26 protein-coding genes are annotated in these 24,371 nt (G+C 69.3%); 10 read left to right on the top strand and 16 right to left on the bottom strand.

Going from position 1 to position 24,371, the window contains the following annotated elements:
- Positions 1 to 491: 491 nt before the first annotated feature.
- Entirely contained in the window at positions 492 to 1,133 is a 642-nt protein-coding gene (locus ACIRQP_RS00005) for a DNA-3-methyladenine glycosylase (protein WP_403880903.1), read from the bottom strand.
- Positions 1,134 to 1,207: 74 nt separating this feature from the next.
- Here ACIRQP_RS00005 and ACIRQP_RS00010 point away from each other — a divergent pair, with 74 nt between their 5' ends.
- The 3 genes from ACIRQP_RS00010 to ACIRQP_RS00020 all read left to right on the top strand — a co-directional run bounded on the left by ACIRQP_RS00010 (position 1,208) and on the right by ACIRQP_RS00020 (position 3,274).
- A complete protein-coding gene (locus ACIRQP_RS00010; RefSeq protein ID WP_403880906.1) occupies positions 1,208 to 1,990 on the top strand; it encodes a sporulation protein in 783 nt (260 codons plus the stop codon).
- An 80-nt stretch (positions 1,991 to 2,070) separates the two neighbouring features.
- A complete protein-coding gene (locus ACIRQP_RS00015) occupies positions 2,071 to 2,610 on the top strand; it encodes a YbhB/YbcL family Raf kinase inhibitor-like protein (protein ID WP_403880909.1) in 540 nt (179 codons plus the stop codon).
- A 151-nt stretch (positions 2,611 to 2,761) separates the two neighbouring features.
- Entirely contained in the window at positions 2,762 to 3,274 is a 513-nt protein-coding gene (locus tag ACIRQP_RS00020) for an HNH endonuclease (protein WP_403880912.1), read from the top strand.
- Between the two features lie 72 nt (positions 3,275 to 3,346).
- Here the strand turns inward: ACIRQP_RS00020 and ACIRQP_RS00025 are convergent, their stop codons facing one another.
- From ACIRQP_RS00025 to ACIRQP_RS00040, 4 genes are all read right to left on the bottom strand, one after another.
- Positions 3,347 to 4,123, bottom strand: a complete 777-nt coding sequence (locus ACIRQP_RS00025; RefSeq protein ID WP_403880915.1) for a sulfite exporter TauE/SafE family protein — start codon at positions 4,121 to 4,123, stop codon at positions 3,347 to 3,349.
- Between the two features lie 62 nt (positions 4,124 to 4,185).
- Positions 4,186 to 5,115 carry an SPFH domain-containing protein gene (locus ACIRQP_RS00030; protein WP_129769718.1) on the bottom strand — a complete coding sequence of 310 codons (930 nt, stop codon included), beginning with the start codon at positions 5,113 to 5,115 and terminating at the stop codon, positions 4,186 to 4,188.
- A gap of 90 nt (positions 5,116 to 5,205) precedes the next feature.
- Positions 5,206 to 5,634 (bottom strand): NfeD family protein, encoded by a 429-nt coding sequence (locus tag ACIRQP_RS00035; RefSeq protein ID WP_403880918.1) that lies wholly within the window; start codon positions 5,632 to 5,634, stop codon positions 5,206 to 5,208.
- 79 nt (positions 5,635 to 5,713) lie between these two features.
- Positions 5,714 to 6,505, bottom strand: a complete 792-nt coding sequence (locus tag ACIRQP_RS00040; RefSeq protein ID WP_403880921.1) for an ABC transporter ATP-binding protein — start codon at positions 6,503 to 6,505, stop codon at positions 5,714 to 5,716.
- Positions 6,506 to 6,631: 126 nt separating this feature from the next.
- Here ACIRQP_RS00040 and ACIRQP_RS00045 point away from each other — a divergent pair, with 126 nt between their 5' ends.
- Positions 6,632 to 7,429, top strand: coding sequence for a hypothetical protein (locus tag ACIRQP_RS00045; RefSeq protein WP_403880924.1), 798 nt, complete (start codon positions 6,632 to 6,634; stop codon positions 7,427 to 7,429).
- Positions 7,430 to 7,572: 143 nt separating this feature from the next.
- Here ACIRQP_RS00045 and ACIRQP_RS00050 read toward each other — a convergent pair whose 3' ends face one another.
- From ACIRQP_RS00050 to ACIRQP_RS00060, 3 genes are all read right to left on the bottom strand, one after another.
- On the bottom strand, positions 7,573 to 7,821 hold the full coding sequence (locus ACIRQP_RS00050; RefSeq protein ID WP_129769714.1) for a chaplin: 249 nt from the start codon (positions 7,819 to 7,821) through the stop codon (positions 7,573 to 7,575).
- A gap of 166 nt (positions 7,822 to 7,987) precedes the next feature.
- Positions 7,988 to 8,635: a response regulator gene (locus ACIRQP_RS00055; protein ID WP_403882059.1), complete on the bottom strand. Its 648-nt coding sequence runs from the start codon at positions 8,633 to 8,635 to the stop codon at positions 7,988 to 7,990.
- Between the two features lies 1 nt (position 8,636).
- Complete coding sequence (locus ACIRQP_RS00060; RefSeq protein ID WP_403880927.1) at positions 8,637 to 9,794, bottom strand: GAF domain-containing sensor histidine kinase; 1,158 nt, start codon at positions 9,792 to 9,794, stop codon at positions 8,637 to 8,639.
- 291 nt (positions 9,795 to 10,085) lie between these two features.
- Here ACIRQP_RS00060 and ACIRQP_RS00065 point away from each other — a divergent pair, with 291 nt between their 5' ends.
- The 3 genes from ACIRQP_RS00065 to ACIRQP_RS00075 all read left to right on the top strand — a co-directional run bounded on the left by ACIRQP_RS00065 (position 10,086) and on the right by ACIRQP_RS00075 (position 12,888).
- Positions 10,086 to 10,781 carry an SDR family NAD(P)-dependent oxidoreductase gene (locus tag ACIRQP_RS00065; protein ID WP_403880930.1) on the top strand — a complete coding sequence of 232 codons (696 nt, stop codon included), beginning with the start codon at positions 10,086 to 10,088 and terminating at the stop codon, positions 10,779 to 10,781.
- Positions 10,778 to 11,869: an S-adenosylmethionine:tRNA ribosyltransferase-isomerase gene (locus ACIRQP_RS00070; protein WP_403880933.1), complete on the top strand. Its 1,092-nt coding sequence runs from the start codon at positions 10,778 to 10,780 to the stop codon at positions 11,867 to 11,869. Before ACIRQP_RS00065 ends, ACIRQP_RS00070 begins: the two co-directional genes overlap by 4 nt.
- A gap of 272 nt (positions 11,870 to 12,141) precedes the next feature.
- Complete coding sequence (locus ACIRQP_RS00075; protein ID WP_403880936.1) at positions 12,142 to 12,888, top strand: transglycosylase SLT domain-containing protein; 747 nt, start codon at positions 12,142 to 12,144, stop codon at positions 12,886 to 12,888.
- 113 nt (positions 12,889 to 13,001) lie between these two features.
- Here ACIRQP_RS00075 and ACIRQP_RS00080 read toward each other — a convergent pair whose 3' ends face one another.
- A complete protein-coding gene (locus ACIRQP_RS00080) occupies positions 13,002 to 15,548 on the bottom strand; it encodes an FHA domain-containing protein (protein ID WP_403880939.1) in 2,547 nt (848 codons plus the stop codon).
- 402 nt (positions 15,549 to 15,950) lie between these two features.
- Between ACIRQP_RS00080 and serB the strand changes: the two genes are divergently transcribed.
- On the top strand, positions 15,951 to 17,171 hold the full coding sequence (gene serB, locus ACIRQP_RS00085; RefSeq protein WP_403880942.1) for a phosphoserine phosphatase SerB: 1,221 nt from the start codon (positions 15,951 to 15,953) through the stop codon (positions 17,169 to 17,171).
- Positions 17,172 to 17,306: 135 nt separating this feature from the next.
- On the opposite strand, the gene ACIRQP_RS00090 is transcribed toward serB, so the two are convergent.
- The 4 genes from ACIRQP_RS00090 to ACIRQP_RS00105 all read right to left on the bottom strand — a co-directional run bounded on the left by ACIRQP_RS00090 (position 17,307) and on the right by ACIRQP_RS00105 (position 19,807).
- Complete coding sequence (locus ACIRQP_RS00090) at positions 17,307 to 17,825, bottom strand: SixA phosphatase family protein (protein WP_403880945.1); 519 nt, start codon at positions 17,823 to 17,825, stop codon at positions 17,307 to 17,309.
- A 91-nt stretch (positions 17,826 to 17,916) separates the two neighbouring features.
- Positions 17,917 to 18,126, bottom strand: coding sequence for a hypothetical protein (locus ACIRQP_RS00095; protein ID WP_403880948.1), 210 nt, complete (start codon positions 18,124 to 18,126; stop codon positions 17,917 to 17,919).
- Between the two features lie 144 nt (positions 18,127 to 18,270).
- A complete protein-coding gene (locus ACIRQP_RS00100) occupies positions 18,271 to 18,387 on the bottom strand; it encodes an SGM_5486 family transporter-associated protein (protein WP_403880951.1) in 117 nt (38 codons plus the stop codon).
- 4 nt (positions 18,388 to 18,391) lie between these two features.
- Positions 18,392 to 19,807 carry a CynX/NimT family MFS transporter gene (locus ACIRQP_RS00105; protein WP_403880953.1) on the bottom strand — a complete coding sequence of 472 codons (1,416 nt, stop codon included), beginning with the start codon at positions 19,805 to 19,807 and terminating at the stop codon, positions 18,392 to 18,394.
- Positions 19,808 to 19,859: 52 nt separating this feature from the next.
- Between ACIRQP_RS00105 and ACIRQP_RS00110 the strand changes: the two genes are divergently transcribed.
- A complete protein-coding gene (locus ACIRQP_RS00110; RefSeq protein WP_403880956.1) occupies positions 19,860 to 20,534 on the top strand; it encodes a FadR/GntR family transcriptional regulator in 675 nt (224 codons plus the stop codon).
- Positions 20,535 to 20,614: 80 nt separating this feature from the next.
- Here ACIRQP_RS00110 and ACIRQP_RS00115 read toward each other — a convergent pair whose 3' ends face one another.
- The 3 genes from ACIRQP_RS00115 to fabG all read right to left on the bottom strand — a co-directional run bounded on the left by ACIRQP_RS00115 (position 20,615) and on the right by fabG (position 22,647).
- Positions 20,615 to 20,968 carry a hypothetical protein gene (locus ACIRQP_RS00115; protein ID WP_403880959.1) on the bottom strand — a complete coding sequence of 118 codons (354 nt, stop codon included), beginning with the start codon at positions 20,966 to 20,968 and terminating at the stop codon, positions 20,615 to 20,617.
- Positions 20,969 to 21,149: 181 nt separating this feature from the next.
- A complete protein-coding gene (gene fabI, locus ACIRQP_RS00120) occupies positions 21,150 to 21,923 on the bottom strand; it encodes an enoyl-ACP reductase FabI (RefSeq protein ID WP_030353795.1) in 774 nt (257 codons plus the stop codon).
- A 4-nt stretch (positions 21,924 to 21,927) separates the two neighbouring features.
- A complete protein-coding gene (fabG, locus tag ACIRQP_RS00125) occupies positions 21,928 to 22,647 on the bottom strand; it encodes a 3-oxoacyl-[acyl-carrier-protein] reductase (protein ID WP_403880963.1) in 720 nt (239 codons plus the stop codon).
- A 194-nt stretch (positions 22,648 to 22,841) separates the two neighbouring features.
- Between fabG and ACIRQP_RS00130 the strand changes: the two genes are divergently transcribed.
- Positions 22,842 to 24,365 carry a TldD/PmbA family protein gene (locus ACIRQP_RS00130; RefSeq protein WP_403880966.1) on the top strand — a complete coding sequence of 508 codons (1,524 nt, stop codon included), beginning with the start codon at positions 22,842 to 22,844 and terminating at the stop codon, positions 24,363 to 24,365.
- Positions 24,366 to 24,371 lie beyond the last annotated feature (6 nt).

Genomic DNA, 24,371 nt, shown 5'->3' on the forward strand with positions numbered 1-24,371 from the left:
ACACCACGAGAGCGGAACCACCAGCCGGAATAAGACCGGTGGTTCACAGCGTCCTCGCTGTGTTTACTACAAAGGAACCTCAACCCACCGGATCAACCGGCAGGTCGGGGTATCAACATATCTGGCGTTGACTTTTGGCACGCTGTTGAGTTCTCAAGGAACGGACGCTTCCTTTGTACTCACCCTCTCGGGCTTTCCTCCGGGCTTTTCCCTTCGGTCTTGCGTTTCCGACTCTATCAGATTCATTCGGCGTGTTCCGCCTCAAGAATTCTGATGGCCTTTGGATTGGCCTTTTGCCTTTCGGCTGTTCACTACTTTAACCGAATCCCTGCCCGGCTCATAATCGAGCGAATGAGTGCGGATTCCGGCATGCCGAAATCGCTACCCGTCAGGGTGTGATCGAAAGTAGTGGGTGGCCGCCTCGGGGACTGCTGAACAGCAGGACCCGTTGAAAGCGGCTCGGGCTACGTTAGGCGGATGAACGGAACGAGTCAAGTTCGACGTTTACGTGGTGCGTGGGCGCGATAGGGGCTCACCGACGGGTCGTCGCCGATCCAGAAGCGCCAGGGGTGGACCGCGCCGTCGCCGCCCACTCCGGTGCGCGGCCCGCTGCGGACCTGGTCAGCCGGGACAGGGGTGCCGGTGAGTATCGACAGGGGTGCGTCGGGGCCGGCGCAGACGTCCGTTCCGTTCAGGGCGCGGTCCACATCGAGGGCGGTGGCGAGGCGGGCCGGGCCTTTGGCCAGTTCCCTGTCATGGCGGGCCGAGATTCGACGTTTGCGGGCCAGTTCGACGCCCACGCCGATCTCGCCGGCCCGCAGCAGGACCCCGCTCGCCATGCCCTCCGGGCCGCACACCAGGTTGAGGCAGTGCCACATCCCGTAGGTGAAGTAGACATACGCGTGGCCGGGCGGGCCGAACATCACCGCGTTGCGGGCCGTGCGGCCGCGGAAAGCGTGCGAGCCCGGGTCGACCGCGCCGGCGTACGCCTCTACTTCAGTCAGCCGGAGTTCGATGGGACCGTCGTCCGTGTCCCGTATCAGCGTTCGGCCCAGGAGGTCCGGCGCGACCTCAAGGACCGGCCGGTCGAAGAAGTCGCGGGGCAACGGCCTGCGGTCGGGGCTCTCGGTCATGGCGTACGAGCCTACCGGGGAACCGAATACGGTCGAGGCGCGTATGTAGAGGTCAGGATCTAGAAGGAGTGAACATGGGGTTCAAGAAGCTGCTCGCGAGCATGGGCGCCGGTGGCGCGTCCGTCGAGACGGAGCTGACCGAGCTGAACGTCGTCCCCGGCGGGGTCGTCCAGGGCGAGGTGCGGCTCCAGGGCGGGTCCGTGAATCAGCAGATCGAAGGGCTCAACGTCGGGCTCCAGGCACGCGTCGAGGTCGAGGGCGGCGACCAGGAGACCAAGCAGAACATCGAGTTCACCAAGCAGAACATCGGCGGCGCCTTCGAGGTGCAGGCCGGCGCCGTCCATGTGGTGCCGTTCGGTCTGGAGATCCCCTGGGAGACCCCGATCACGACGATCGACGGTCAGCAGCTGCGCGGGATGAGCATCGGTGTGATCACGGAGCTGGCGATCGCGCGGGCACTGGACTCCGGCGACCTGGACCCGATCAACGTCCACCCGCTGCCGGCGCAGCAGGCGATCCTGGACGCCTTCATCCGACTGGGATTCCGTTTCAAGGCCGCGGACATGGAGCGCGGCCATATCCGCGGGACGCGTCAGCGGCTGCCGTTCTACCAGGAGATCGAGTTCTTCGCGCCGCAGCAGTACCGCGGGCTGAACCAGGTCGAGCTGTCGTTCGTCGCGGACGACCGCGAGATGGACGTCATCCTGGAGATGGACAAGAAGCCGGGGCTGTTCACCGAGGGCAGCGACTCGTTCCGGGCGTTCCAGGTGGGGCTCAACGACTTCCAGGGCACCGACTGGTCCGCCTATCTCAACCAGTGGCTCTCCGAGGTGGGTGGCCGTCGCAACTGGTTCTGAGCCAAGGCTCTAGGCTCGGCCCCGCGAGGCAGCCCAGCTGCCAAGCAGCCAGGCAGGACAGCCGATTCGGAGGTTCAGACGTGACCGAGGGCAAGAGGGCTCCGCTCCCTCATGACTTCCATCCGCAGGTGCCGTCGTTCACCGTGGTGAGCGACGACATCGCGCCCGGGGCGACGCTCAAGGACGCCCAGGTCCATGCCGCCGGGAACACCTCGCCGCAGCTGCGGTGGGAGGGCTTCCCGGCGGAGACCCGGAGCTTCGCCGTGACGTGCTTCGATCCGGACGCGCCGACGGGCAGCGGGTTCTGGCACTGGGTGGTCTTCGACATCCCGGCGTCGGTCACGGAGCTTCCCGTGGGCGCGGGCACCGGGGTTTTCGAGGAGCTTCCGCAGGGCGCGGTGCAGGCGCGCAACGACTACGGGTCGCGGGACTTCGGGGGCGCGGCGCCGCCGCCCGGGGATCCGGCGCACCGGTATGTGTTCACGGTGTACGCGGTGGACAGTGAGCGGCTGGGGCCCGACAGCGACGCGTCGCCCGCGGTCGTCGGCTTCAATTTGCGGTTCCACACGCTGGCTCGTGCGCAGCTCATCGGCGAGTACGCCGCCCCTGCCGCCCTTTGACCGTTTGCCTTTTGTTTGCCCTGCCCTGGTCTTGGAGAGATCAGGGCAGGGCATTTTTTATTGTGTTGTCCCTCTCGGCGTGCCCGGCCAGAGTTGATCCAGGTCCGACGCCTCCCGATGGGCTCGGGCCGGCACACGGGAGGTGGGCGGGATGCGGGACACGCTGGTACTGAATGCGAGCTTCGAGCCGCTGTCGACGGTGACACTCAACCGTGCGGTGGTGCTGGTGCTGCAGGACAAGGCCGTTGTCGAGCACGCTCACCCCGATCTCCGTGTGCGTGCCGCCGCGGTGGAGCTGCCGGTCCCCCGGGTGATCAGGCTCTGCCGGTACGTACGGGTGCCGTTCCGAAGACAGGCTCCGTGGTCGAGGCGGGGGGTGCTGGTCCGGGACCAGCATCGTTGCGCGTACTGCGGCAGGCGCGCGACGACGGTGGACCATGTGGTGCCGCGGTCCCGGGGTGGGGCGGACAGCTGGCTGAATACGGTCGCTTCCTGCGCCGAGGACAACCATCGCAAGGCCGACCGTACGCCGGAGCAGGCGGGGATGCCGTTGCTGCACCAGCCGTTCGTACCGTCCCCGGCGGACGCGATGCTGCTGTCCCTGCGGGCCGGTGAGCGTTCGGAGCTGCCGCACTGGCTGGCCTCGGTCCAGTCCGCCGCGTAACGCGCGACAGAGCGTGCCGCGGGAAGCCCGTTCCCCTTCCGGGAGCGGGCTTTTGGCCGTCCGTACCGCCCGTCACCCGTACCGGCGGACCAGCAGCTGGACGATGGCGACCACCCCGACCGCGACGATCAGCCCGCGCAGCGCCGCCGGGGGCAGTCTGCGGCCGACCTTGGCGCCGAGCTGGCCGCCGATGGCCGAGCCGACGGCGATGAGGATGACCGCTGTCCAGTCGAACTCCGCGACGAAGAGGAAGAAGAGCGCGGCGACGGTGTTGACTACGGCGGCGAGGATGATCTTCACCGCGTTCAGCCGTTGCATGGTGTCGTCGAGCAGCATGCCCATCAGGGAGAGATAGATGATGCCCTGGGCCGCCGTGAAGTAGCCGCCGTAGACGCTGGCGAGCAGTACTCCGGTGAACAGGAGCGGGCCGCCGTTGAGGCTCGCGCTGGTGCCCTTCCGGGCACGGCGGGCCTGGACGGATCTGGCCAGTCGGGGCTGGAGGATGATCAGGACGAGGGCGAGGGTGACCAGGACGGGCACGATCGTCTCGAAGGCCGTCGAGGGCAGTGCCAGCAGCAGTGCGGCCCCGGCGAGCCCGCCGACGAGCGCGGCGGCGCTCAGCCGCAGTACGCGGCTGCGCTGGCCGGTGAGTTCGGCGCGGTAGCCGATGGCTCCGCTGATGCAGCCCGGTATCAGGCCAAGGGCGTTGGAGACGGTGGCGGTGACCGGCGGGAGGCCCGTCGCGAGCAGGACGGGGAAGGTGATCAGCGTGCCGGAACCGACAATGGTGTTGATGGTTCCGGCGCTGATGCCCGCGACGAATACGGCGAGCATCTCCCAAGTGGTCACGGTGCGCTGCCCTCCGGCGATCGGTGCTGGATGCACCGATGATGCACGAAGGGGTGGGGCGATCAGTCCAGCGGGGGGTCCTGCCTGCGCTCCTTGCCGGTGTCGAAGCCCGGCATGCCGCCGCCCAGGTTGCCGAAGGCACCGCTGAGTCCCTTGAGCGCGTCGCCGATCTCGCTGGGCACGATCCAGAGCTTGTTGGCGTCCCCCTCGGCGATCTTGGGGAGCATCTGGAGGTACTGGTAGGAGAGCAGCTTCTGGTCGGGGTCGCCCGCGTGGATCGACTCGAAGACCGTACGGATCGCCTGGGCCTCGCCCTCGGCGCGCAGGGCGGCGGCCTTGGCCTCACCCTCGGCGCGCAGGATCGCGGACTGCTTCTCGCCCTCGGCGGTGAGGATCTGCGACTGGCGGATGCCCTCCGCGGTGAGGATCGCGGCTCGCTTGTCACGGTCGGCGCGCATCTGCTTCTCCATCGAGTCCTGGATGGAGGTCGGCGGTTCGATCGCCTTCAGCTCGACGCGGTTGACGCGGATGCCCCACTTGCCGGTGGCCTCGTCGAGGACGCCGCGCAGGGCCGCGTTGATCTCCTCGCGGGAGGTGAGTGTCCGCTCCAGGTCCATGCCACCGATGATGTTGCGCAGGGTGGTGACGGTGAGCTGCTCGATCGCCTGGATATAGCTGGCGACTTCGTAGGTCGCGGCGCGGGCGTCGGTCACCTGGTAGTAGATGACGGTGTCGATGTTGACGACCAGGTTGTCCTGGGTGATCACCGGTTGGGGCGGGAAGGGGACGACCTGTTCACGGAGGTCGATCCGGTTACGGATCGAGTCGATGAACGGGACGACGATGTTCAGGCCCGCGTTGAGAGTTCGCGTGTAGCGGCCGAACCGCTCCACGATGGCGGCGCTTGCCTGCGGGATGACCTGGATCGTCTTGATCAGGGCGATGAATACAAGCACCACCAGGATGACCAGGACGATGATGATTGATGGCATCGCGTTCCTCGGGCCCTTCGCTGCCGGATGTTCTGATGATCGAGTTTCTCAGACCGCGGGCGTATGTGCTTACCGTTCGGCCGGGTTGGCTCACATCACCACGGCTGTGGCTCCGTCGATCTCGACCACATCGACCTGTTCACCGGGTTCGAACGCGGCTCGCTCGTCGTAGGCGCGGGCCGACCACACCTCGCCGACCAGCTTGATCCGGCCGCCTCTGCCGTCCACCCGTTCCAGTACGACGGCTTGACGGCCCTTCAGCGCGTCGATGCCGGTGGCCGAGCCGGGGCTCGGGTGCCGCTGCCGGGCCGCGTAGGGACGTACGACGGCGACGAGAGCCACGGACACCACGACGAATACGAGGACTTGGGCCACGATTCCGCCGCCGAGCGCCGCGGTGACGGCTCCGGCGACCGCTCCGGCCGAGAACATGCCGAATTCGGGCATCGCCGTTATGACGAGCGGAATGCCCAGTCCCACAGCACCGATCAGCCACCACACCCATGCGTCGATTTCCACATGGTCATGGTAGGGGCGGGGGTCCCTGTCCCGACAGGGGCGATATCCGGTCAGCTGGGAGCAGTTGACCGACCGAACGTCAGCCGAGGGGGAGACCCTGCGCGGTCCAGCGGTCGCCGTTGCGCTCGACGACGAGCGGGAGGCCGAAGCAGAGCGAGAGGTTGCGCGAGGTGAGTTCGGTCTCCACGGGGCCGGCGGCGTGCACCTTGCCCTGACGGATCATGAGGACATGGGTGAAGCCCGGCGCGATCTCCTCGACATGGTGGGTGACCATGATCATGGAGGGGGCGTACGGATCGCGGGCGAGGCGGCCGAGTCTGCGTACCAGGTCCTCGCGGCCGCCGAGGTCGAGGCCGGCCGCGGGCTCGTCCAGGAGCAGCAGTTCGGGGTCGGTCATCATCGCGCGGGCGATCAGGGTGCGCTTGCGCTCGCCCTCGGAGAGCGTGCCGAACCTGCGGTCCAGGTATTCGGTCATGCCGAGGCGGTCGAGGAAGGCGCGGGCGCGCTGCTCGTCGACCTCGTCGTAGTCCTCGTGCCAGGTCGCGGTCATGCCGTACGCGGCGGTGAGGACGGTCTCCAGGACCGTCTGGCGCTTGGGCAGCTTTTCGGCCATGGCGATGCCCGCCACGCCGATACGGGGGCGGAGCTCGAAGACGTCGACCTTGCCGAGCCGCTCGTCGAGGATCCGTACCGTGCCGGAGGTCGGGAAGAGATAGCTGGAGGCGAGATTGAGCAGGGTGGTCTTGCCAGCGCCGTTGGGGCCGAGGATCACCCAGCGCTCCCCCTCCTTGACCGACCAGGAGACATCGTCCACCAGAGCGCGTCCGTCGCGGACCACGGATACGTCCACCAGCTCCAGTACATCGCTCATGAGCGCGTTGTCTCCCCATGCAATCGTCTTGAGGTATCAGGTGCGCCTGTAGGCGCGGCCCCCAGGGAAAACCTACGCCACCCACCGAGGGGTCCGGCCGTGAGGTCCGTTCCCTACGCTGGTGCCATGCTTTCGCAACCACGCTCAGGACTGCTGGCCGCATGGGGAAATGCCCTTTTGGCCGGGTTTGTATCGCCGGACGACGCCGTGATCGCCGTGGTCGGCGACGACGCCGTGCACCGGGTGGAAGGGCTGCCCGGTGAGGCCGGTCCTGTCGGGCTCACACTGGCGCTGGGCCGGCTGCGGGCGCTCGGGGTGACCGGCTACCGGATCGCGCTGCCGGCGCCCGGCCATCCGCTGGGGCTCAGCGGCCCGCCGGAGTTCAACGCCCGCGCGCTGGAGGCCGAGGAAGCCGTGATCGCCACCGGGGCACCGTACGGACTGGTCCCCGAAGTCTCCGCGGCGGGCCCGGACGGGGATCAGCATGTCGAGGTCCTCTGGCACTGTCTGCCGGTACGGGAGGCACCGCCGGCGGACGTGCCCTCGCTGGGCGAGGCGGAACGCGAACTGGCGGAAGCCCTTCGGGAGGCGACCGAGGTGCTCTCGCGGCTGGATGTGGCGGCGTCCGGGCCGGTGGCCGAGGCCGCGCTCGACGCGTACCGGGCACGGTCGGAGCGGGGCCGCGAGGTGCTGGCGCCCGGTTATCCGCCGCGGGCCGTACGGGTGCTCGAACTGGCGCAGCGGATCGGGCTGCTGGTCTCGCTGGCGTACGAGCACGGGCACGGCGGCGCGGTGAGCGCGTCGGAGATGGCGGCGCGGGGTGAGGCGCTGCGGCCGGTGGAGCGGTGCGCGCGGCGGGCGCTGGTGGCGTCCTACAACGCGTATGTCGAGGAGCGGGAGCGGGGTATGCCGCCCGTTTCCTGAGGTTCCGAGGTCCCGAGGTCCTGAGGACGCGCACGTGAGATACGAGACGCCGTACGCCGGGCCGTGGACGAAAAAGGCCGCCGAGGCCCCGGGAACCACCCGCCAGGGGATCACCGGGCCTCGGCGGCGCGTGACGCGACGCGTCAGTGGTTGACCGAGGCGTTGCCGAGCGCCGGGTTCAGCAGGCCGATCACGTTCACCGTGTTGCCGGTGAGGTTCACCGGGACGTGCACCGGGACCTGGACCGCGTTGCCGGAGCCGACACCCGGGGAGTGCTGCGCCACGCCGGTGGCGTGGGCGCCGCCCTCGGTGGCGGACGCCGCACCGGCGGAGGCACCCGCCGCGAGACCGGCGGTGACGATGACCAGGGCGGCCTTCTTGGCAACCTTCATGGGATGTTCCTTAATCGTGTGATCAACAACAGCGGCGGTACGCCGCCGCACGCCATGAAGAACGCGCGAACGACGACCAGGATGCGCCGTGTGGGTGACATACACCCGACGGTATGAATACTCAGACCGGAGTACGATCGTCCGATTCGGCGGGCCGCGTGTGCTCTCAGCCCGTAACCCCATGCCGCACGGCCCAGAGGGCCGCCTGCGTACGGTCCGAGAGGTCCAGCTTCATCAGAATGTTCGAGACATGTGTCTTGACGGTCTTCTCGGAGAGCACCAGCGCACGGGCGATCTCCCGGTTGGAGCGACCGTCGGCGATCAGGCCGAGCACCTCGCGCTCGCGCTCGGTGAGGGACGTCCCCCTGCCCTGGCCGCTGCCCGGCTCGTCCTGGGCCAGCAGCGCCCCCGCGACCTCCGGCTGGAGCAGCACATGCCCCGCGTGTACGGAACGGATCGCGCCCGCCAGCGCCACGGGATCGACGTCCTTGTATACGTAACCGGAGGCACCGGCGCGCAGCGCGGGGACCACCGTGCGCTGCTCGGTGAAGCTGGTGACGATCAGGACCCTGGCCGGATTGTCGAGTTCACGGAGCTTGCGCAGCGCCTCGATGCCGTCGGTGCCGGGCATCTTGATGTCCATCAGCACGACATCGGGGCGGAGTTCCTCGGCGCGGGCGATCCCCTCGGCGCCGTCGGACGCCTCGCCCACGACCTCGATGTCGTCCTGGATCTCAAGGAACGTCCGCAGTCCGCGCCTGACCACCTGGTGATCGTCCACCAGCAGCACGCGAATCGCCCGCCCGTCACCCACATCAGCCACCGGGCACCTCCATCTCGATCGTGGTGCCCTGGCCGGGCGCCGATATCACCCTGAGTCTGCCGCCCACACCGCTCGCCCGGTCGCGCATCGAGACCAGCCCCAGATGGCGGCCGGCCCGGCGCACCGCGCGGGGTTCGAAGCCCGTGCCGTTGTCGGTGATGCCGAGGACCGCGCCCTGGTCGCGACGGGCGAGGGTGACCTCGACGCGGTCGCCGCCGGAGTGGCGCAGCGCGTTGTGCAGCGCCTCCTGCGCCACCCGCAGCAGCGCCTCCTCCTGGGCGGCGGGCAGCGCCCGTATCCCGCGGGTGTCGAAGCTGACCCGCGCGGAGTGGGCCCGGTCGAGGACCTGGATCTGGGTACGGAGCGTATTGACCAGACCGTCCTCGTCAAGGGCGGCGGGGCGCAGCTCGACGACCGCGGCGCGCAGTTCGTCCGCGGCCTCGGCGGCGAGCGCGGCGACCTGCTGGAGCTCGCCCTTGGCCCGGTCCGGATCGCGGTCCACCAGCGCCGTCGCCGCCTGGGCCGTCAGCCGCAGCGAGAAGAGTTTCTGGCTGACGGCGTCGTGGAGCTCGTGCGCGAGGCGCGAGCGCTCCTCGGCGATGGTGAGTTCACGGCTGCGCTCGTACAGACGGGCGTTGGTGAGGGCGATCGCGGCGTGCTGGGCGAGGATCGAGAGGAGTTCCTCGTCCTCCTCGGTGAAGCCGCAGCTGTCCCCGCGGGAGGACAGTGCTTTGGGGCAGCGCTTGTTGGCGAGGAAGAGCGCGGCGATGGTCTCGTCACCGTCCCTGACCGGCAGCCCGAGGAAGTCCGACATGTCGGGGTGCGCGGAGGGCCAGCCCTCGAAGCGCGGATCCTTGCGTACGTCGGCGAGCCGCTCGGCCTTCTCCTCGTGGAGCATCGCGGCGAGGATCCCGTGCTGGCGCGGCAGCGGGCCGATCGCCTTCCACTGCTCGTCGCTGACGCCGTCCACGACGAACTGGGCGAAGCCGCCGTGATCGTCCGGCACGCCGAGCGCCGCGTACTCGGCGTCGAGCAGTTCACGGGCCGAGGCCACGATCGTCTTGAGGACGTCACGCACCTCCAGATGCCTGCTCATCGCCAGGAGTGCGGTGCTCACGGCTGCGAGGCCGGAGCGGGGTCGGTGGCTCATGGTTTCACCGTACCGGCGGGCGGGGCCGACCGTATCGGCCTCGGGATCCGCCCCGACCAGGGCGGATGGCCTAGGTCTGGGACTAGGGCCTGTCTTCGAAGTAGCGCCGTCCGCCCGAAGGGCAGGCGGGACTTTGAAGACAGGCCCTAGTCCCAGACCGGACGATCGACCGGACAGTACCTAAGCCGAAGTGCCGTCACGGGACCGGGCCCGCGCACGAGGCGTCCGGGGCCGTCCCCTTCCTACGTTGGGCGCATCAGGCGGGTGCGTGAGCGAGAAGGAGCGGACATCATGCCGGTAGCGATCATCACAGGGGCTTCCAAAGGACTGGGGCGCGCGCTGGCCGACGCGCTGGCCCGGCGTGGCTGGGATCTGGTGCTCGACGCCAGGACCGCGCGCGTACTGGACGAGACGGCCACTGAGGTCAGGGCGCACGGGACCCGGGTGGCGGCGTGCGCCGGGGATGTCACGGACGCCGGGCACCGCAAGGATCTGGTGGCCGCGGCGGTGGAGCTGGGGGCGCTCGATCTGGTGGTGAGCAACGCCAGCGCGCTGGGCGCCGAGCCGCTGGTACGGCTGGACGCGCTGCCGCTCGACGGGCTGCGGACGGCGCTGGAGACCAATGTGGTGGCGGCGCTGGGGCTGGTCCAGGAGGCGCTGCCACTGCTCCGGGCGAGTGCGGCGGGCGCGGTGATCGCGGTGAGTTCCGACGCGGCGGCCGAGGCGTACGAGACCTGGGGCGGGTACGGCGCGTCCAAGGCGGCGCTGGATCATCTCGCCGCCGTGCTCGCGGTCGAGGAACCGGAGCTGCGGGTGTGGACGGTGGATCCGGGCGACATGGGGACGGATCTGTACACGGCGGCCGTGCCGGACGACCCGGACCCGCGCCCCGAGCCGGCGTCGGTGGTGCCCGGCTTCCTGCGACTGCTGGAGCGGCGCCCGGTCAGTGGCCGGTACGCGGCCCCCTCACTACTGGAGCCGAAGTGAGCCTCCTGCCGACGCTGCGGGTGCCCGAGGAGCTGTCGGCGCGGGTCCCGGCGGAGCAGCGCGGGTCGGGCAGGGACGACGTACGGCTGCTGGTCTCCCGGGGTACGAGCGTGACGCACCACACCTTCCGGGAGCTGCCGGGGCAACTGCGGGCCGGGGACGTGCTGGTCGTCAATACGTCGGCGACTCTTCCCGCGGCCGTCAGCGGGCGGCTGGGGCCCGATCCGGGCGGCGAACGGATCGTCGCGCACTTCTCGACGCGGGGTGACGACGGCCGGTGGGCGGTCGAGCTGCGCACGCCACGGCGGGACGGCGGCGCGGGGACCACGCTGCCGCGTGCCGGGGGCCCGGCGGGGGCGGTGGTCCGGCTGCCGGGCGGGGTCCACCTCGTGCTGGACGAGCCGCTGGCCCCCGAGGGGTCCCGGCTGTGGTTGGCGCGGGTCTCGTACGCGGACGTACCGGGGCTGCTGCGCCGCTACGGCCGGCCGATCCGGTACGGGTACACGGAGCGGGACCAGCCGCTCTCCGCGTACCAGACGGTCTTCGCGCGCCCCTCGGCCGACGGCGCCGGCTCGGCCGAGATGCCGAGTGCGGGGAGGCCTTTCACGGCGCGGCTGGTGGCGGAGTTGAAGAGCCGTGGTGCGCTGTTCGCGCCGGTGACGCTGCATACGGGGGTGGCGTCCGCGGAGGCGCACGAGCCGCCGTACCCGGAGCGCTTCGAGGTGCCGCGGAGCACGGCGCTGCTGGTGAACGCGGTGGCGGCGGACGGGGGCCGGATCATCGCGGTCGGGACGACGGCCGTGCGGGCCCTGGAGTCCGCGGCCGGGCCGGACGGGATGGTGCGGGCGGCTTCCGGCTGGACGGATCTGGTGATCACGCCCCGGCGCGGGGTGCGGGTGGTGGACGGGCTGCTGACCGGACTGCACGAGCCCGAGGCCTCACATCTGCTGATGCTCGCGGCGATCGCCGGGCAGGCGGCTCTCACCAGGGGATACGAGGAGGCGCTGCGCGGGCTCTACCTCTGGCACGAGTTCGGGGACGTCCATCTCCTCCTCCCGGAGGAGACCGTTCACAGGTTGCGTTGCTGAAGCAACACCGAGTCACGTCGGCAGGTGCTCGATGTGAGCCCGAACATAGGACGCACATCACTTACGAACTCCACTAGTCGACCAAAAGGGGGGTGTGAGCTTGGAATAAATAGGGCGCAGGGCGCCTTTTCGGCGCCCCGCTCCACTATGCGGGGTCGTACGTCACACCTTTGCCAGAGCATTTTGCGGCCGCTAAGAATTGCCGACGTCGCCGCCGAGCAGGCTGGCCATCCGGCCTCCGCGACTCCCGCTACTCGAAGAGGTTCGTCTCTATGTTCTCGTCACGCACCCCTGGTCTCAGTCGCCTGAACAAGACCCAGAAGGCCTCCATGGCCGGCGTCGCCGCCGCCGGAGTCGCCGCGGTCACGTTCTCGCTGGTTCCCAGCCCGGCTGTCGCCGCCGAGTCCCAGGCTCCCGTCCAGTCCCCCGTCTCCTCCCAGGTGTCGACGTCGGCGACGGACGGCGGCGTCCAGACCTCGGACGTGAGCGCGATCATCGCCAAGCAGTTCAACAGCCCCGACACCGCCGCCAAGATCCAGGCCGTGGTCCAGAAGACGGCGTCGGACAAGACGAAGGCCGAAGAGGCCGCGAAGAACAAGGCCGAGGCCGAGAAGAAGGCCGTCGCGAAGGCCAAGGCCGACGCGGAGAAGCGCGGCACGGAAGCCGCCAACCGCTCCACCGTCCGTAAGCCCGTCTACAAGAACAACCTGGACGGCTGGATCAAGGAGTCGCTGGCCATCATGGAGAAGCACAAGATCCCCGGCTCGTACGAGGGTCTGTACCGCAACATCATCCGTGAGTCGAGCGGTAACCCGAAGGCGATCAACCTCTGGGACATCAACGCCCGGAACGGCATCCCGTCGAAGGGCCTGCTCCAGGTCATCCCGCCGACGTTCAAGACGTACCACGTCAAGGGCACGCCGTACGACATCTACAACCCGGTCTCCAACATCGTGGCCGCGGCCAACTACGCCGCGGACAGGTACGGCTCGATGGACAACGTCAACAGCGCCTACTGAGCCGAGTCTGGCCGGGCGCGCCGAGGCGCACCACAGGCAGAACGCCGGAGGGCGGCACCCCCTGTGCGGGGTGCCGCCCTCCGGCGTACGCGTACGGCCTGTGCGTGCGCCGGCTACTTGCGCATGACCTCCGGCTCATGGCGGCGCAGCAGACGCGACACCGCGACACCGCAGACGACGCCGATGAGCAGCAGGACCGAGATGTCGATGACCCACTGACTCGCCGCGTGCTCCCACAGCGGGTCCAGGTTGGTGGGGTTGTCCGGGTCCCAGGGCGCCATCAGCGTGGAGAGGTCGAGCGTGGTGCCCGCGCCCGCGATGGCCCAGCGCGACGGCATCAGCCAGGCGAACTGCTCCAGGCCGGGTGAGTCGTAGACCTGGAAGAGGATGCCGGTGAAGACGACCTGGACGATCGCGAACATGACCAGCAGCGGCATCGTCTTCTCGGCGGTCTTCACCAGCGAGGAGATGACCAGGCCGAACATCATCGAGGTGAAGCCGAGGGCGATCACCACGAGGCACATCTCGACGGCGGGCGGCAGGATCAGGCCCTCCGCGGGCAGCACACGGGGGGCGAACCCGATACCGCAGATGATCACGCCCTGGACGGCGGTGATCACTCCGAGGGTGATGACCTTGGACATCAGATAGGCGGAGCGGGAGAGACCGGTGGCCCGTTCCCGTTCGTAGATCACCCGTTCCTTGATCAGCTCACGTACGGAGTTGGCGGCGCCCGTGAAGCACATACCGACCGTGAGGATCAGCATGATCGTGCCCGCGGCGCCGTTGAACCTGGAGGGCGCCTCGGGCGGACCGAGGCCGAACTTCGCCGGAATGACGACGCTGACCACACCGAGCACGGCGGGCAGGACCACCATCAGCCCCATGAAGCCCTTGTCGGACGCGATCACCGAGACGTAGCGGCGTATCAGCGTCCACAGCTGCGATCCCCAGCTCTGCGGCTTCGGCGGGCGCATCTGCTGAGCCGTGGGCATGGCCACGGACTGCGCGGCGACGGAGTCGATGTCGGCGGCGTACATCTGGTAGTGCTGCGAGCCGCGCCAGCGGCCCGCCCAGTCGTAGTCGCGGTAGTTCTCGAAGGCCGAGAACACATCGGCCCAGGTGCCGTAGCCGAAGAAGTTGAGTGCTTCCTCGGGCGGGCCGAAGTACGCCACCGAGCCGCCCGGCGCCATCACGAGCAGCTTGTCGCAGCTCGCCAGCTCGGCCACGGAGTGGGTGACGACCAGGACCGTACGGCCGTCGTCGGCGAGACCGCGCAGCAGCTGCATGACATCGCGGTCCATGCCCGGGTCGAGGCCGGAGGTCGGCTCGTCCAGGAAGATCAGCGACGGCTTGGTGAGCAGCTCCAGGGCGACGGAGACGCGCTTGCGCTGGCCGCCGGAGAGCGAGGTGATCTTCTTGTCCTTGTGGATGTCGAGCTTCAGCTCGCCGAGGACCTCACCGATCCTGGCCTCGCGCTCCGCCTCGGCGGTGTCACCGGGGAAGCGGAGCTTGGCGGCGTACTTGAGCGCCTTCTTCACGGTCAGTTCCTTGTGCAGGATGTCGTCCTGCGGGACCAGACCGATGCGCTGGCGCAACTCGGCGAACTGCTTGTACAGATTCCGGTTGTCGTAGAGGACATCGCCCTGGTCGGCGGGGCGGTAGCCGGTGAGCGCCTTGAGCAGGGTGGACTTGCCGGAACCCGAGGGGCCGATGACCGCGACCAGCGACTTCTCGGGGACGCCGAAGGAGACGTCCTTGAGGATCTGCTTGCCGCCGTCGACCGTCACCGTGAGATGACGGGCGGAGAAGGAGACCTCACCGGTGTCGACGAACTCTTCGAGCCGGTCACCGACGAGGCGGAAGGTGGAATGGCCGACGCCGACGATGTCGTTCGGGCCGAGCACCACGGTGCCGGACTTGGCGATCGGCTGGCCGTTGACGTAAGTGCCGTTGTGGGATCCGAGGTCACGGATCTCGAAGCGGCCGTCGGGCGTCGCCGTGAACTCGGCGTGCAGCCGGGAGACCTGGAGGTCGGAGACGACCAACTCGTTCTCCAGCGCTCGGCCGATGCGCATGACGTGGCCGAGGGAGAACTGGTGGAAGGTGGTCGGGCTGCGGTCGCCGTACACCGACGGGGCCCCCGCGCCCCGCTGGTGCGGTACCTGACCGTGCTGCTGCGGAGGTATGTGCCCCTGCTGCGGTGCCTGCGCCTGATGCTGTTCCGGGTGCTGGGACTGGCCCTGGTGGTGAACGTGGCCCGGATGCTGGGCCTGTCCCTGGGGCTTGCCCTGATACGGGGCCTGCTGCCACCCCTGCTGCTGAGGCGCTTGCTGCGCCGGGACCTGCTGCGCCGCCGCTCCGGTGAGGCTCAGCCGGGGTCCGTCGGTGGCGTTGCCGAGATGGACGGCGGAGCCGGGGCCGATCTCCATCCGCTGAACGCGCTGACCGCTCACGTACGTGCCGTTGGTACTGCCGTGGTCCTCGATGACCCAACCGCGGCCCCCCCAACTGATGGTGGCATGCCGCCACGAGACCCTGGCGTCGTCGATCGCCAGGTCGCCCTGGGGATCACGTCCGAGGGTGTATGTCCTGGACGGGTCGAGTGTCCAGGTCCTTCCGTTCAATTCCAGTACGAGTTCCGGCACTCCATGCCCCACTTTTTGTCCCCCGGTTTCCCCCGTCGCGGGGAGTCTAGGGATGGCGAACATCCGGGGGAACTATTTCAGGCCCGCAGCCAGGTTTGAAAGTCGGGCCTCGTGCGATACCGGCACAAGCTCGTAACGGCCCGCAAGGAGTGCGTGGGAAAGACCGACAACAGGGACAAAGCCAGGGGGACGGCTGTCCGCGACCTGCGTGGCGGCGGGGCGCGGCGGGGCGGCGGCCCGGCCGCACCGTTCCCCGACTCGTCCGCATTCAGCCCGCGTACGTCGCGCGGCCACCTGTCGTACGTCGACTTCACGCCACCGGCACAGACCCACGGACGGCCCCGTTCCGCGTGCTGTCCGGTACGCGGGACAGGCAGCGCGCGTCGGCCGTCCGCCGGATACGGTGGAAACACCATGAGCGCATCGCAGCCCCCTCGGACCGCAGACGTCCCCACCCTTCTCGTCAAGATCTTCGGGAAGGACCGCCCCGGGATCACCGCCGGGCTCTTCGACACCCTCGCCGCCTACTCCGTCGATGTGATCGACATCGAGCAGGTCGTCACCCGTGGCCGGATCGTCCTGTGCGCGCTGATCACCGCGCCCACCGCGGGCGGCACCAGCGAGGGCGAACTGCGCGCGACCGTGCACAGCTGGACGGAGTCGCTCAAGCTCCAGGCCGAGATCATCTCGGGCACCGGTGACAACAGGCCGCGCGGCAGCGGCCGTTCCCATGTCACCGTGCTCGGCAACCCGCTGACCGCGGAGTCGACGGCGGTCATAGCGGCCAGCATCACGGGGACCGGCGGCAATATCGACCGGATCTTCCGGCTGGCGAAATACCCGGTCACCGCCGTGGAGTTCGCGGTGTCCGGGGTGGAGACCGAACCGCTGCGCACCGCGCTGGCCACCACCGGATCCGAGATCGGCGTCGATGTCGCCGTCGTCTCGGCCGGTCTGCACCGCCGGGCCCAGCGGCTGGTGGTGATGGATGTCGACTCGACCCTGATCCAGGACGAGGTCATCGAACTCTTCGCGGCCCATGCCGGCTGCGAGGCCGAGGTCGCCGAGGTCACCTCCAGGGCGATGCTCGGGGAGCTGGACTTCGAGCAGTCCCTGCACGCCAGGGTGGCGCTGCTGGCCGGGCTGGACGCGTCGGTGGTGGAGAAGGTACGAGCCGAGGTCAGGCTCACCCCCGGCGCCCGCACCCTGATCCGTACGCTCAAGCGGCTCGGCTACCAAGTCGGGGTCGTCTCCGGTGGATTCACCCAGGTCACCGACGCCCTCCAGGAGCAGCTGGGGCTGGATTTCGCCGCCGCCAACACCCTGGAGATCGTCGACGGAAAGCTCACCGGACGCGTGGTGGGCGAGATAGTGGACCGCGCGGGCAAGGCCCGGCTGCTGCGCCGGTTCGCCGCCGAGGCGGGGGTGCCGCTGGCGCAGACCGTCGCGATCGGCGACGGCGCGAACGATCTCGACATGCTGAACGCGGCGGGGCTCGGGGTCGCCTTCAACGCCAAGCCCGTCGTCCGCAGGGCCGCCCACACGGCGGTGAACGTGCCGTTCCTGGACACCGTGCTCTATCTGCTGGGCATCACCAGGGAAGAGGTCGAGGCGGCGGACGGCGAGGACGCCTGACCGCAGCACACGGGAAGGCCCTGGCACACGGTGCGTGTGCCAGGGCCTTCTCCATGAACGTGAACGGACAGATGTACGGCTCGGCCGGGCCGGCCTCCGGCCGGGTCGGTCGCGCGGATTTCAGGGGTGCGGATTTCAGGCGTGCGGGCTCCAGAAATCGACGAGCTTGCCCACGCCGTGCTCCACCGACTTCCAGCTGCCGTTGAAGACGATCACAGCGAAGGACGCGGTCGGGAATCCGGTCCTGGTCATCCGGGCGATGGTGTCGCCCTCCCCCGCGCCCGAGAGCGCGTCCGCCAGGGCGTGCATACCCGGGTTGTGACCGACGAGTAGCAGATCGTACACCTCGTCGGGCGTCTCGTTCAGCAGCGCGAGAAGATCGCCGAGGGTGGCATCGTAGAGCCGCTCCTCATAACTGGTCCTGGGACGCTGGGGCAGCTCCTGCACGGCCAGCTTCCAGGTCTCGCGGGTCCTGAGCGAGGTCGAGCAGAGAGCCAGGTCGATGGCGAGACCGGTCTCGGCCAGCCGACGGCCGGCCACAGCGGCATCCGCGCGGCCACGGTCGGCGAGCGGTCGTTCATGGTCGGCCACATCCGGCCAGTCGGCCTTCGCGTGCCGGAGTAGGACGATCCTGCGGGCTGTATCGACGCTCATGCATTCCAGCTTCGCATGAAACGCGTTATCGGGCGCAGGGTGTTGACGCAAGGCCCCAGCACGGGTGAACGCTCCCGGCGACGGTCCCGTACTACCGGCCCAAGGTCAGATGAATGTGCTCCAGAATCCGGCCCATCGTGGCGTCGTCCGTCGCGGCATGTGCCTGGCCCGGATCCACCATCAGCAGGAACAGCACGACGAAGGCGACGACGGGCAGCGCCACGGACCACCACGGCAGCCGGATCTCGACGCTGTCGGAGGAGGCGGGCGGGTGGGACCGGGAGCGGGTTCGGGCCGGCATGGCCGCCTCCGTAAGTCTGCGGTTGTCGAGGTACCTCAAACCTACGGATCATGGCCCCCCGGATCCCATCCGGTGACCCACCCACTCGACCCTGACCCTGACCCCCTAGGGGACGGTGGTGCTAGCCCCCCGAGCCCTCAAGAACTACGGGCTCGCGATGGAGGCGATGATCGCGATGATCACCATGATGCCGATGATCGCGCCGAAGACGAGGAGCAGCTTCCGCTGGCCGTTCTGGGGATTCGGGTCAAGGACTGGCATGCGGTCAGTCTCCCATCCGCGCCTCGTCCTCTATCGTCCGGTCCCTGCCCGCCACGACGCCCGCCACCATCTGCGGCAGCAGGAACGTCGCCATCAGCGCGATCGGCAGCTCGGGACCACCGGTGTGCTGGTACAACACGCCCACCAGCAGCGGGCCCGGGATCGAGATCAGGTAGCCGGTGCTCTGGGCGAAGGCGGAGAGCCGTACGACGCCCGCGCCGGTCCTGGAGCGCATGCCGATCATGGTGAGGGCCAGCGGGAAGGAGCAGTTCGAGATTCCCAGCAGTACGGCCCAGACCCAGGCGCCCTCGGCCGGGGCGAGGTACAGGCCCGCGAAGGCGCTCAGCCCGCAGATCCCCAGGGCGATGACGATCGGGCCCTGGTTCTTCATGCGCGCGGCCGTCCGTGGGATCACGAAGGCCAGTGGCACGCCCATCACCATGGTCACGGCGAGCAGCAGCCCGGCCGTGCCCGCCGAGATCCCCGCGTCGCGGTAGATCTGCGGCATCCAGCCCATGGTGATGTACGCGCCGGTGGCCTGGAGGCCGAAGAAGCAGGCGAGTGCCCAGGCGGTACGGCTGCGCCCGAGCCTCAGCCGCGAAGCCGGGGCCCGGGTCCGGGTCCGGGCCGGGGCCGAAGCCGGGCCCTGGGCCGCGTCCGACGGCGACGGGGAGGGTGACGCGGCGGCGCTGCGATCGCGTACGAGACCGAGCCAGGGCAGTACCGCGAGGGCGGCGAGTACCGCCCACACGCCGAGCCCGGTCCGCCAACTGCCGCCCAGTGCCTCGGTCATGGGGACGGTCGCGGCGGCCGCGACAGCGGTGCCGAGCGCCAGGGCCATCGAGTACAGCCCGGTCATCGTGCCGACGCGGTCGGGGAAGTACCGCTTGACGATCACCGGCATCAGCACATTGCTGACGGCGATCCCCATGAGCGCGACCGCGCTCGCGGCGAGGAAGCCGACCGTGTCGCCCGCGAACGGGCGGATCAGCAGCCCCGCCGTGATCGCCACCATGCCCGCGCAGACGACGGCGCCGGGGCCGAAGCGCCGGGCCAGCCGGGGCGCCGCGAAGCCGAAGACCGCGAAACAGAACGGTGGTACGGAGGTGAGGACACCCGCGACACTGCCGCTCATGTGCAGCCCGTCCCGTACCTCTTCGAGCAGCGCGCCGAGGCTGGTGATGGCGGGGCGGAGATTGAGGGCGGCCAGGACGAGCCCGACGACGAGAAGCCGCGTCAGCCAGACACCGGTCCGTGGATCCGAGGAGTCGGCGGACGCGGACGCCGTCCGGCCCGGGGACTTCGTGAGCTCCAGGGACTTCGTGAGCTCCAGGGACTTCGTGAGCTCCGGTGACCCGGCTGTCTGTGGTGGCGGTGGCGGCTGTACGTGCTGTATCTGTGTCTGCGGCTCGTCGGACATGGGGCCATCATAGAATCATGGGATGATTGGTTGTCCACAGACGAGGAGCACCATGCCGCTGCGTTCCCCCCGCCGCTCCGCGCTCTCCGACCAGGTGATCACCGAGCTGCGGAATCAGATCACCTCGGGAGAATGGCCGGTGGGCTCGCGTATCCCCACCGAACCCGAGCTGGTCGAGTTGCTCGGCGTGGCCCGTAACACCGTCCGCGAGGCGGTGCGCGCGCTCGCCCACAACGGACTGCTGGACATCCGGCAGGGCTCGGGGACGTATGTCGTCGCGACCAGCGAGCTGGCGGGGGTGATGCACCGCAGGTTCGCGACCGCCGATCCGAGGCATGTCGTCGAGCTGCGCTCCACGCTGGAGTCGTCGGCCGCGCGGATGGCGGCGGAGCGGCGTACGGAGCGCGATCTGCGCCAGCTGGACACGCTGCTCGCCCGGCGCGAGGAGGCATGGGCCTCGGGCGACGCGGAGGCGTTCGTCATGGCGGACGCGAGCCTGCACATGGCGGTCGTCGCGGCCTCGCACAACGATGTGCTGACCGCGGTCTACGCGGATCTGGGGCATCTGCTGCGCGACCAGCTCCGCGACATCGTGGGACGGGAGCTGCGGCCGGAGAACCATAGGGACCACGCGCGGCTGGTGGCCGCCATCCGGGCGGGCGATGTGGGGACGGCGGGGGCGGAGGCCGCGAGCCATGTCGTCGGCTGCCTGGGGGAACGGGTCTGAGCCCGGCCGGTGCCCCGGGTGCTCAGAGCCCCTCAGAGCCCCTCAGCGCCCCGCAGCGCCCTCGGAGCCCTCGGAGCCCCTCAGGGCCGCTCATGGGTGACCCACACCGCGCGTATCTCCTTCCAGCACCGGTCGGTCAGCTCGGCGTACCCGGCCGGTCCGACATCCACGGGCGCGCTGTCGGCGTCGATGTCCCACCAGCGCGCGCACTCCACATGCAGCCGGATCCGGTCGGTCTCGGGATACGGGTTGTGGCAGGACACGGTGGCCCGCGAGCCCTCTATGGCCGTACGGCAGGAGGCGTGGAAGCGGTCGGATTCGCCGCGGTTCGCGACGGCTCCGGCGCTCGGCACGCCGGTCAGGGAGAACGCGAGCCCCGTCGTGACCAGAGCGGCCGTCGTGAGCGCTGTCGTACGGCGACGCCGCGGGCGCATACGCACACACCTCCTCCCCCACGATGACCGGACGACCCCGGTTCGCTCAGTGTGCGGTGCGTCGCCGCTCTTTTCGACTCGGACGGATACGGACGACACGTCCCGGCCCGTCACGCACGGAAGCCGCGCGCCGTCTCCTGGACGGTCACGCGGCTTCCGGGGTACGCGAGCGGTGCGGGCGTCAGGCGCCCATCATGTGCACGCCACCGTCGACGTGGACGATCTCGCCCGTGGTCTTCGGGAAGAAGTCCGACAGCAGACCGACGACTCCGCGGCCGGCCGGCTCCGGGTCCGACAGGTCCCAGCCGATCGGGGCGCGGTGGTTCCACACGTCCGCGAGCTCCTCGAAGCCCGGGATGGACTTGGCGGCCATCGACTTGATCGGACCGGCCGAGATCAGGTTGCAGCGGACGTTCCGCGCGCCCAGGTCGCGGGCGAGATAGCGGTTGGTGGATTCGAGCGCCGCCTTGGCGACACCCATCCAGTCGTACTTGGGCCAGGCCACCTGCGCGTCGAAGGTCAGCCCGACGACCGAGCCGCCGCGCCCCATCAGCGGCAGACAGGCCATCGTCAGCGACTTCAGCGAGTACGCCGAGACCTGCACCGCGGTGCCGACGTCCTCCCATGTGCCCTCGAGGAAGTTGAAGGCGCCCTGCGGACCGAAGGCGATCGAGTGCACGATGCCGTCGAGCCCGGCCCCGCCCTCACCCTGGTACTCACGGATCCGGTCGGCCAGTCCGTCCAGGTGCTCCTGGTTGGTGACGTCCAGCTCGATGACCGGGGCGGGCTTGGGCAGCCGCTTCGCGATGCGCTCGACGAGCGTGAGCCGGCCGAAGCCGGTGAGGATGACCTCCGCGCCCTCCTCCTGCGCCACCTTGGCGGCGTGGAAGGCGATGGAGGACTCGGTGAGAACACCCGTGACGAGAATGCGCTTGCCGGCGAGGATTCCACTCATGTGATCAGTGACCCATACCCAATCCGCCGTCAACGGGAATGACGGCTCCAGTGATGTACGAGGCGTCGTCGGAGGCGAGGAACCGCACCGTCGCGGCGATCTCCTCCGGCTGCGCGTAACGGCCGAGCGGTACCTGCGAGACGATGCCCGCGCGCTGCTCGTCGGTGAGCACCTTCGTCATGTCGGTGTCGACGAAACCGGGCGCGACGACATTGAAGGTGATGTTCCGCGAGCCCAGTTCGCGGGCGAGGGAGCGGGCGAAACCGACCAGACCGGCCTTGGACGCCGCGTAGTTGGCCTGCCCCGCCGAGCCGAGCAGCCCGACCACCGAGGAGATCAGAACGACCCGGCCCTTCTTGGCGCGCAGCATGGCGCGGTTGGCGCGCTTGACGACCCGGAAGGTGCCGGTGAGGTTGGTGTCGAGCACGGAGGCGAAGTCCTCCTCGGACATCCGCATCAGCAACTGGTCCTTGGTGATACCGGCGTTGGCCACCAGCACCTCCACGGGACCGTGCTTCTCCTCGATCTCCTTGTAGGCCTGCTCCACCTGCTCACTGTCGGTGATGTCACAGCGGACTGCCAGGCAGCCCAGCTCCGTCAGGGCCTGCGGCGGCTCGCCGGACCGGTAAGTGATCGCGACCTTGTCACCCTTTTCGGCGAAGGCGCGGGCGATGGCGAGGCCGATGCCCCGGTTTCCTCCGGTGACGAGAACCGAGCGGCTCAAAGGATCAGCCTTTCCCTAGCGGTCTTCCAGCTGTCTGGTACATCGAAAACCTATCGGTACCGTGCGCTTCGCGGAGAATCGACTGCTGACAGCGCCGGGGTGAGGACCCTGTTGGATCCCTACAGAAAGTGGTGGGCAAGGGGCCGGCGACGCGACATGATCAGGTCGACCAGTCTCGACGACAGGAGACATCAGTGCCTCATTCCATCGACGAAGCCTTCACGGCACTGCCGCTGAGGGCGCTCGCCGACGCCGCGCTCGCCAGGGCGCGGGCGCTCGGCGCCGACCACGCCGACTTCCGGTTCGAGCGGGTGCGCGGCGCGGCCCTGCGACTGCGGGACGGCAAGCCCGCCGGCTCGTCGGACACCACGGATCTCGGCTACGCGGTCCGGGTGGTCCACGGGGGCGCCTGGGGCTTCGCGTCCGGGGTCGATCTCTCCATGGACGCGGCGGCGCGGGTCGCCGGACAGGCCGTGGCGATGGCCAGGCTGTCCGCGAAGGTGATCTCGGCCGCCGGTTCCGACGAGCGCGTCGAGCTGGCCGAGGAGCCGGTGCACGCCGAGAAGACATGGGTGTCGGCGTACGAGATCGACCCGTTCGGGGTACCCGACGAGGAGAAGACCGGGCTCCTGGAGGAGTGGAGCGGGCGGCTGCTGCGGGCCGCGGGGGTCGCGCATGTGGACGCGTCGCTGCTCACCGTCCATGAGAACAAGTTCTACGCGGACACCGCCGGCACGGTCACCACCCAGCAGCGCGTCAGGCTCCATCCCCAGCTCACCGCCGTGGCGGTCGACGGCAAGAGCGGCGAGTTCGAGTCGATGCGCACGATCGCCCCGCCGGTCGGCCGGGGCTGGGAGTACGTCACCGGGACCGGCTGGGACTGGGACGCCGAGCTGGAGCGCATCCCCGGGCTGCTCGCCGAGAAGATGCGCGCGCCGAGCGTCGAGGCGGGCTCGTACGACCTGGTCGTCGACCCGTCCAACCTGTGGCTGACGATTCACGAGTCGATCGGCCACGCCACCGAGCTGGACCGGGCGCTGGGGTACGAGGCGGCCTACGCCGGGACCTCGTTCGCCACGTTCGACCAGCTGGGGAAGTTGGCGTACGGCTCCTCGGTGATGAACGTGACGGGCGACAGGACCGCCGAGCACGGTCTCGCCACCATCGGGTACGACGACGAGGGCGTCGAGGCGCAGTCGTGGGACCTGATCAAGGACGGCACGCTCGTCGGCTACCAGCTGGACCGCAGGATCGCGAAGCTCACCGGCCTCGGCCGCTCCAACGGCTGCGCGTACGCGGACTCACCGGGCCATGTGCCCGTCCAGCGCATGGCGAACGTGTCGCTACAGCCGGATCCGGGCGGGCTGAGCACGGAGGATCTGATCGGCGGGGTGGAGCGCGGGATCTATGTGGTCGGCGACCGGTCGTGGTCGATCGACATGCAGCGCTACAACTTCCAGTTCACGGCGCAGCGCTTCTTCCGTATCGAGAACGGCAAGCTGGCGGGCCAGCTGCGCGATGTCGCCTACCAGGCGACGACCACGGACTTCTGGGGCTCCATGGAGGCGGTCGGCGGACCGCAGACGTATGTGCTGGGCGGCGCCTTCAACTGCGGCAAGGCCCAGCCGGGCCAGGTGGCGGCGGTCTCGCACGGCTGCCCCTCCGCCCTGTTCCGCGGCGTCAACATCCTCAACACCACGCAGGAGGCGGGCCGATGAGCGAGA

The organism is Streptomyces sp. NPDC102274, assembly GCF_044766385.1.
Taxonomy (GTDB): Bacteria; Actinomycetota; Actinomycetes; order Streptomycetales; family Streptomycetaceae; genus Streptomyces.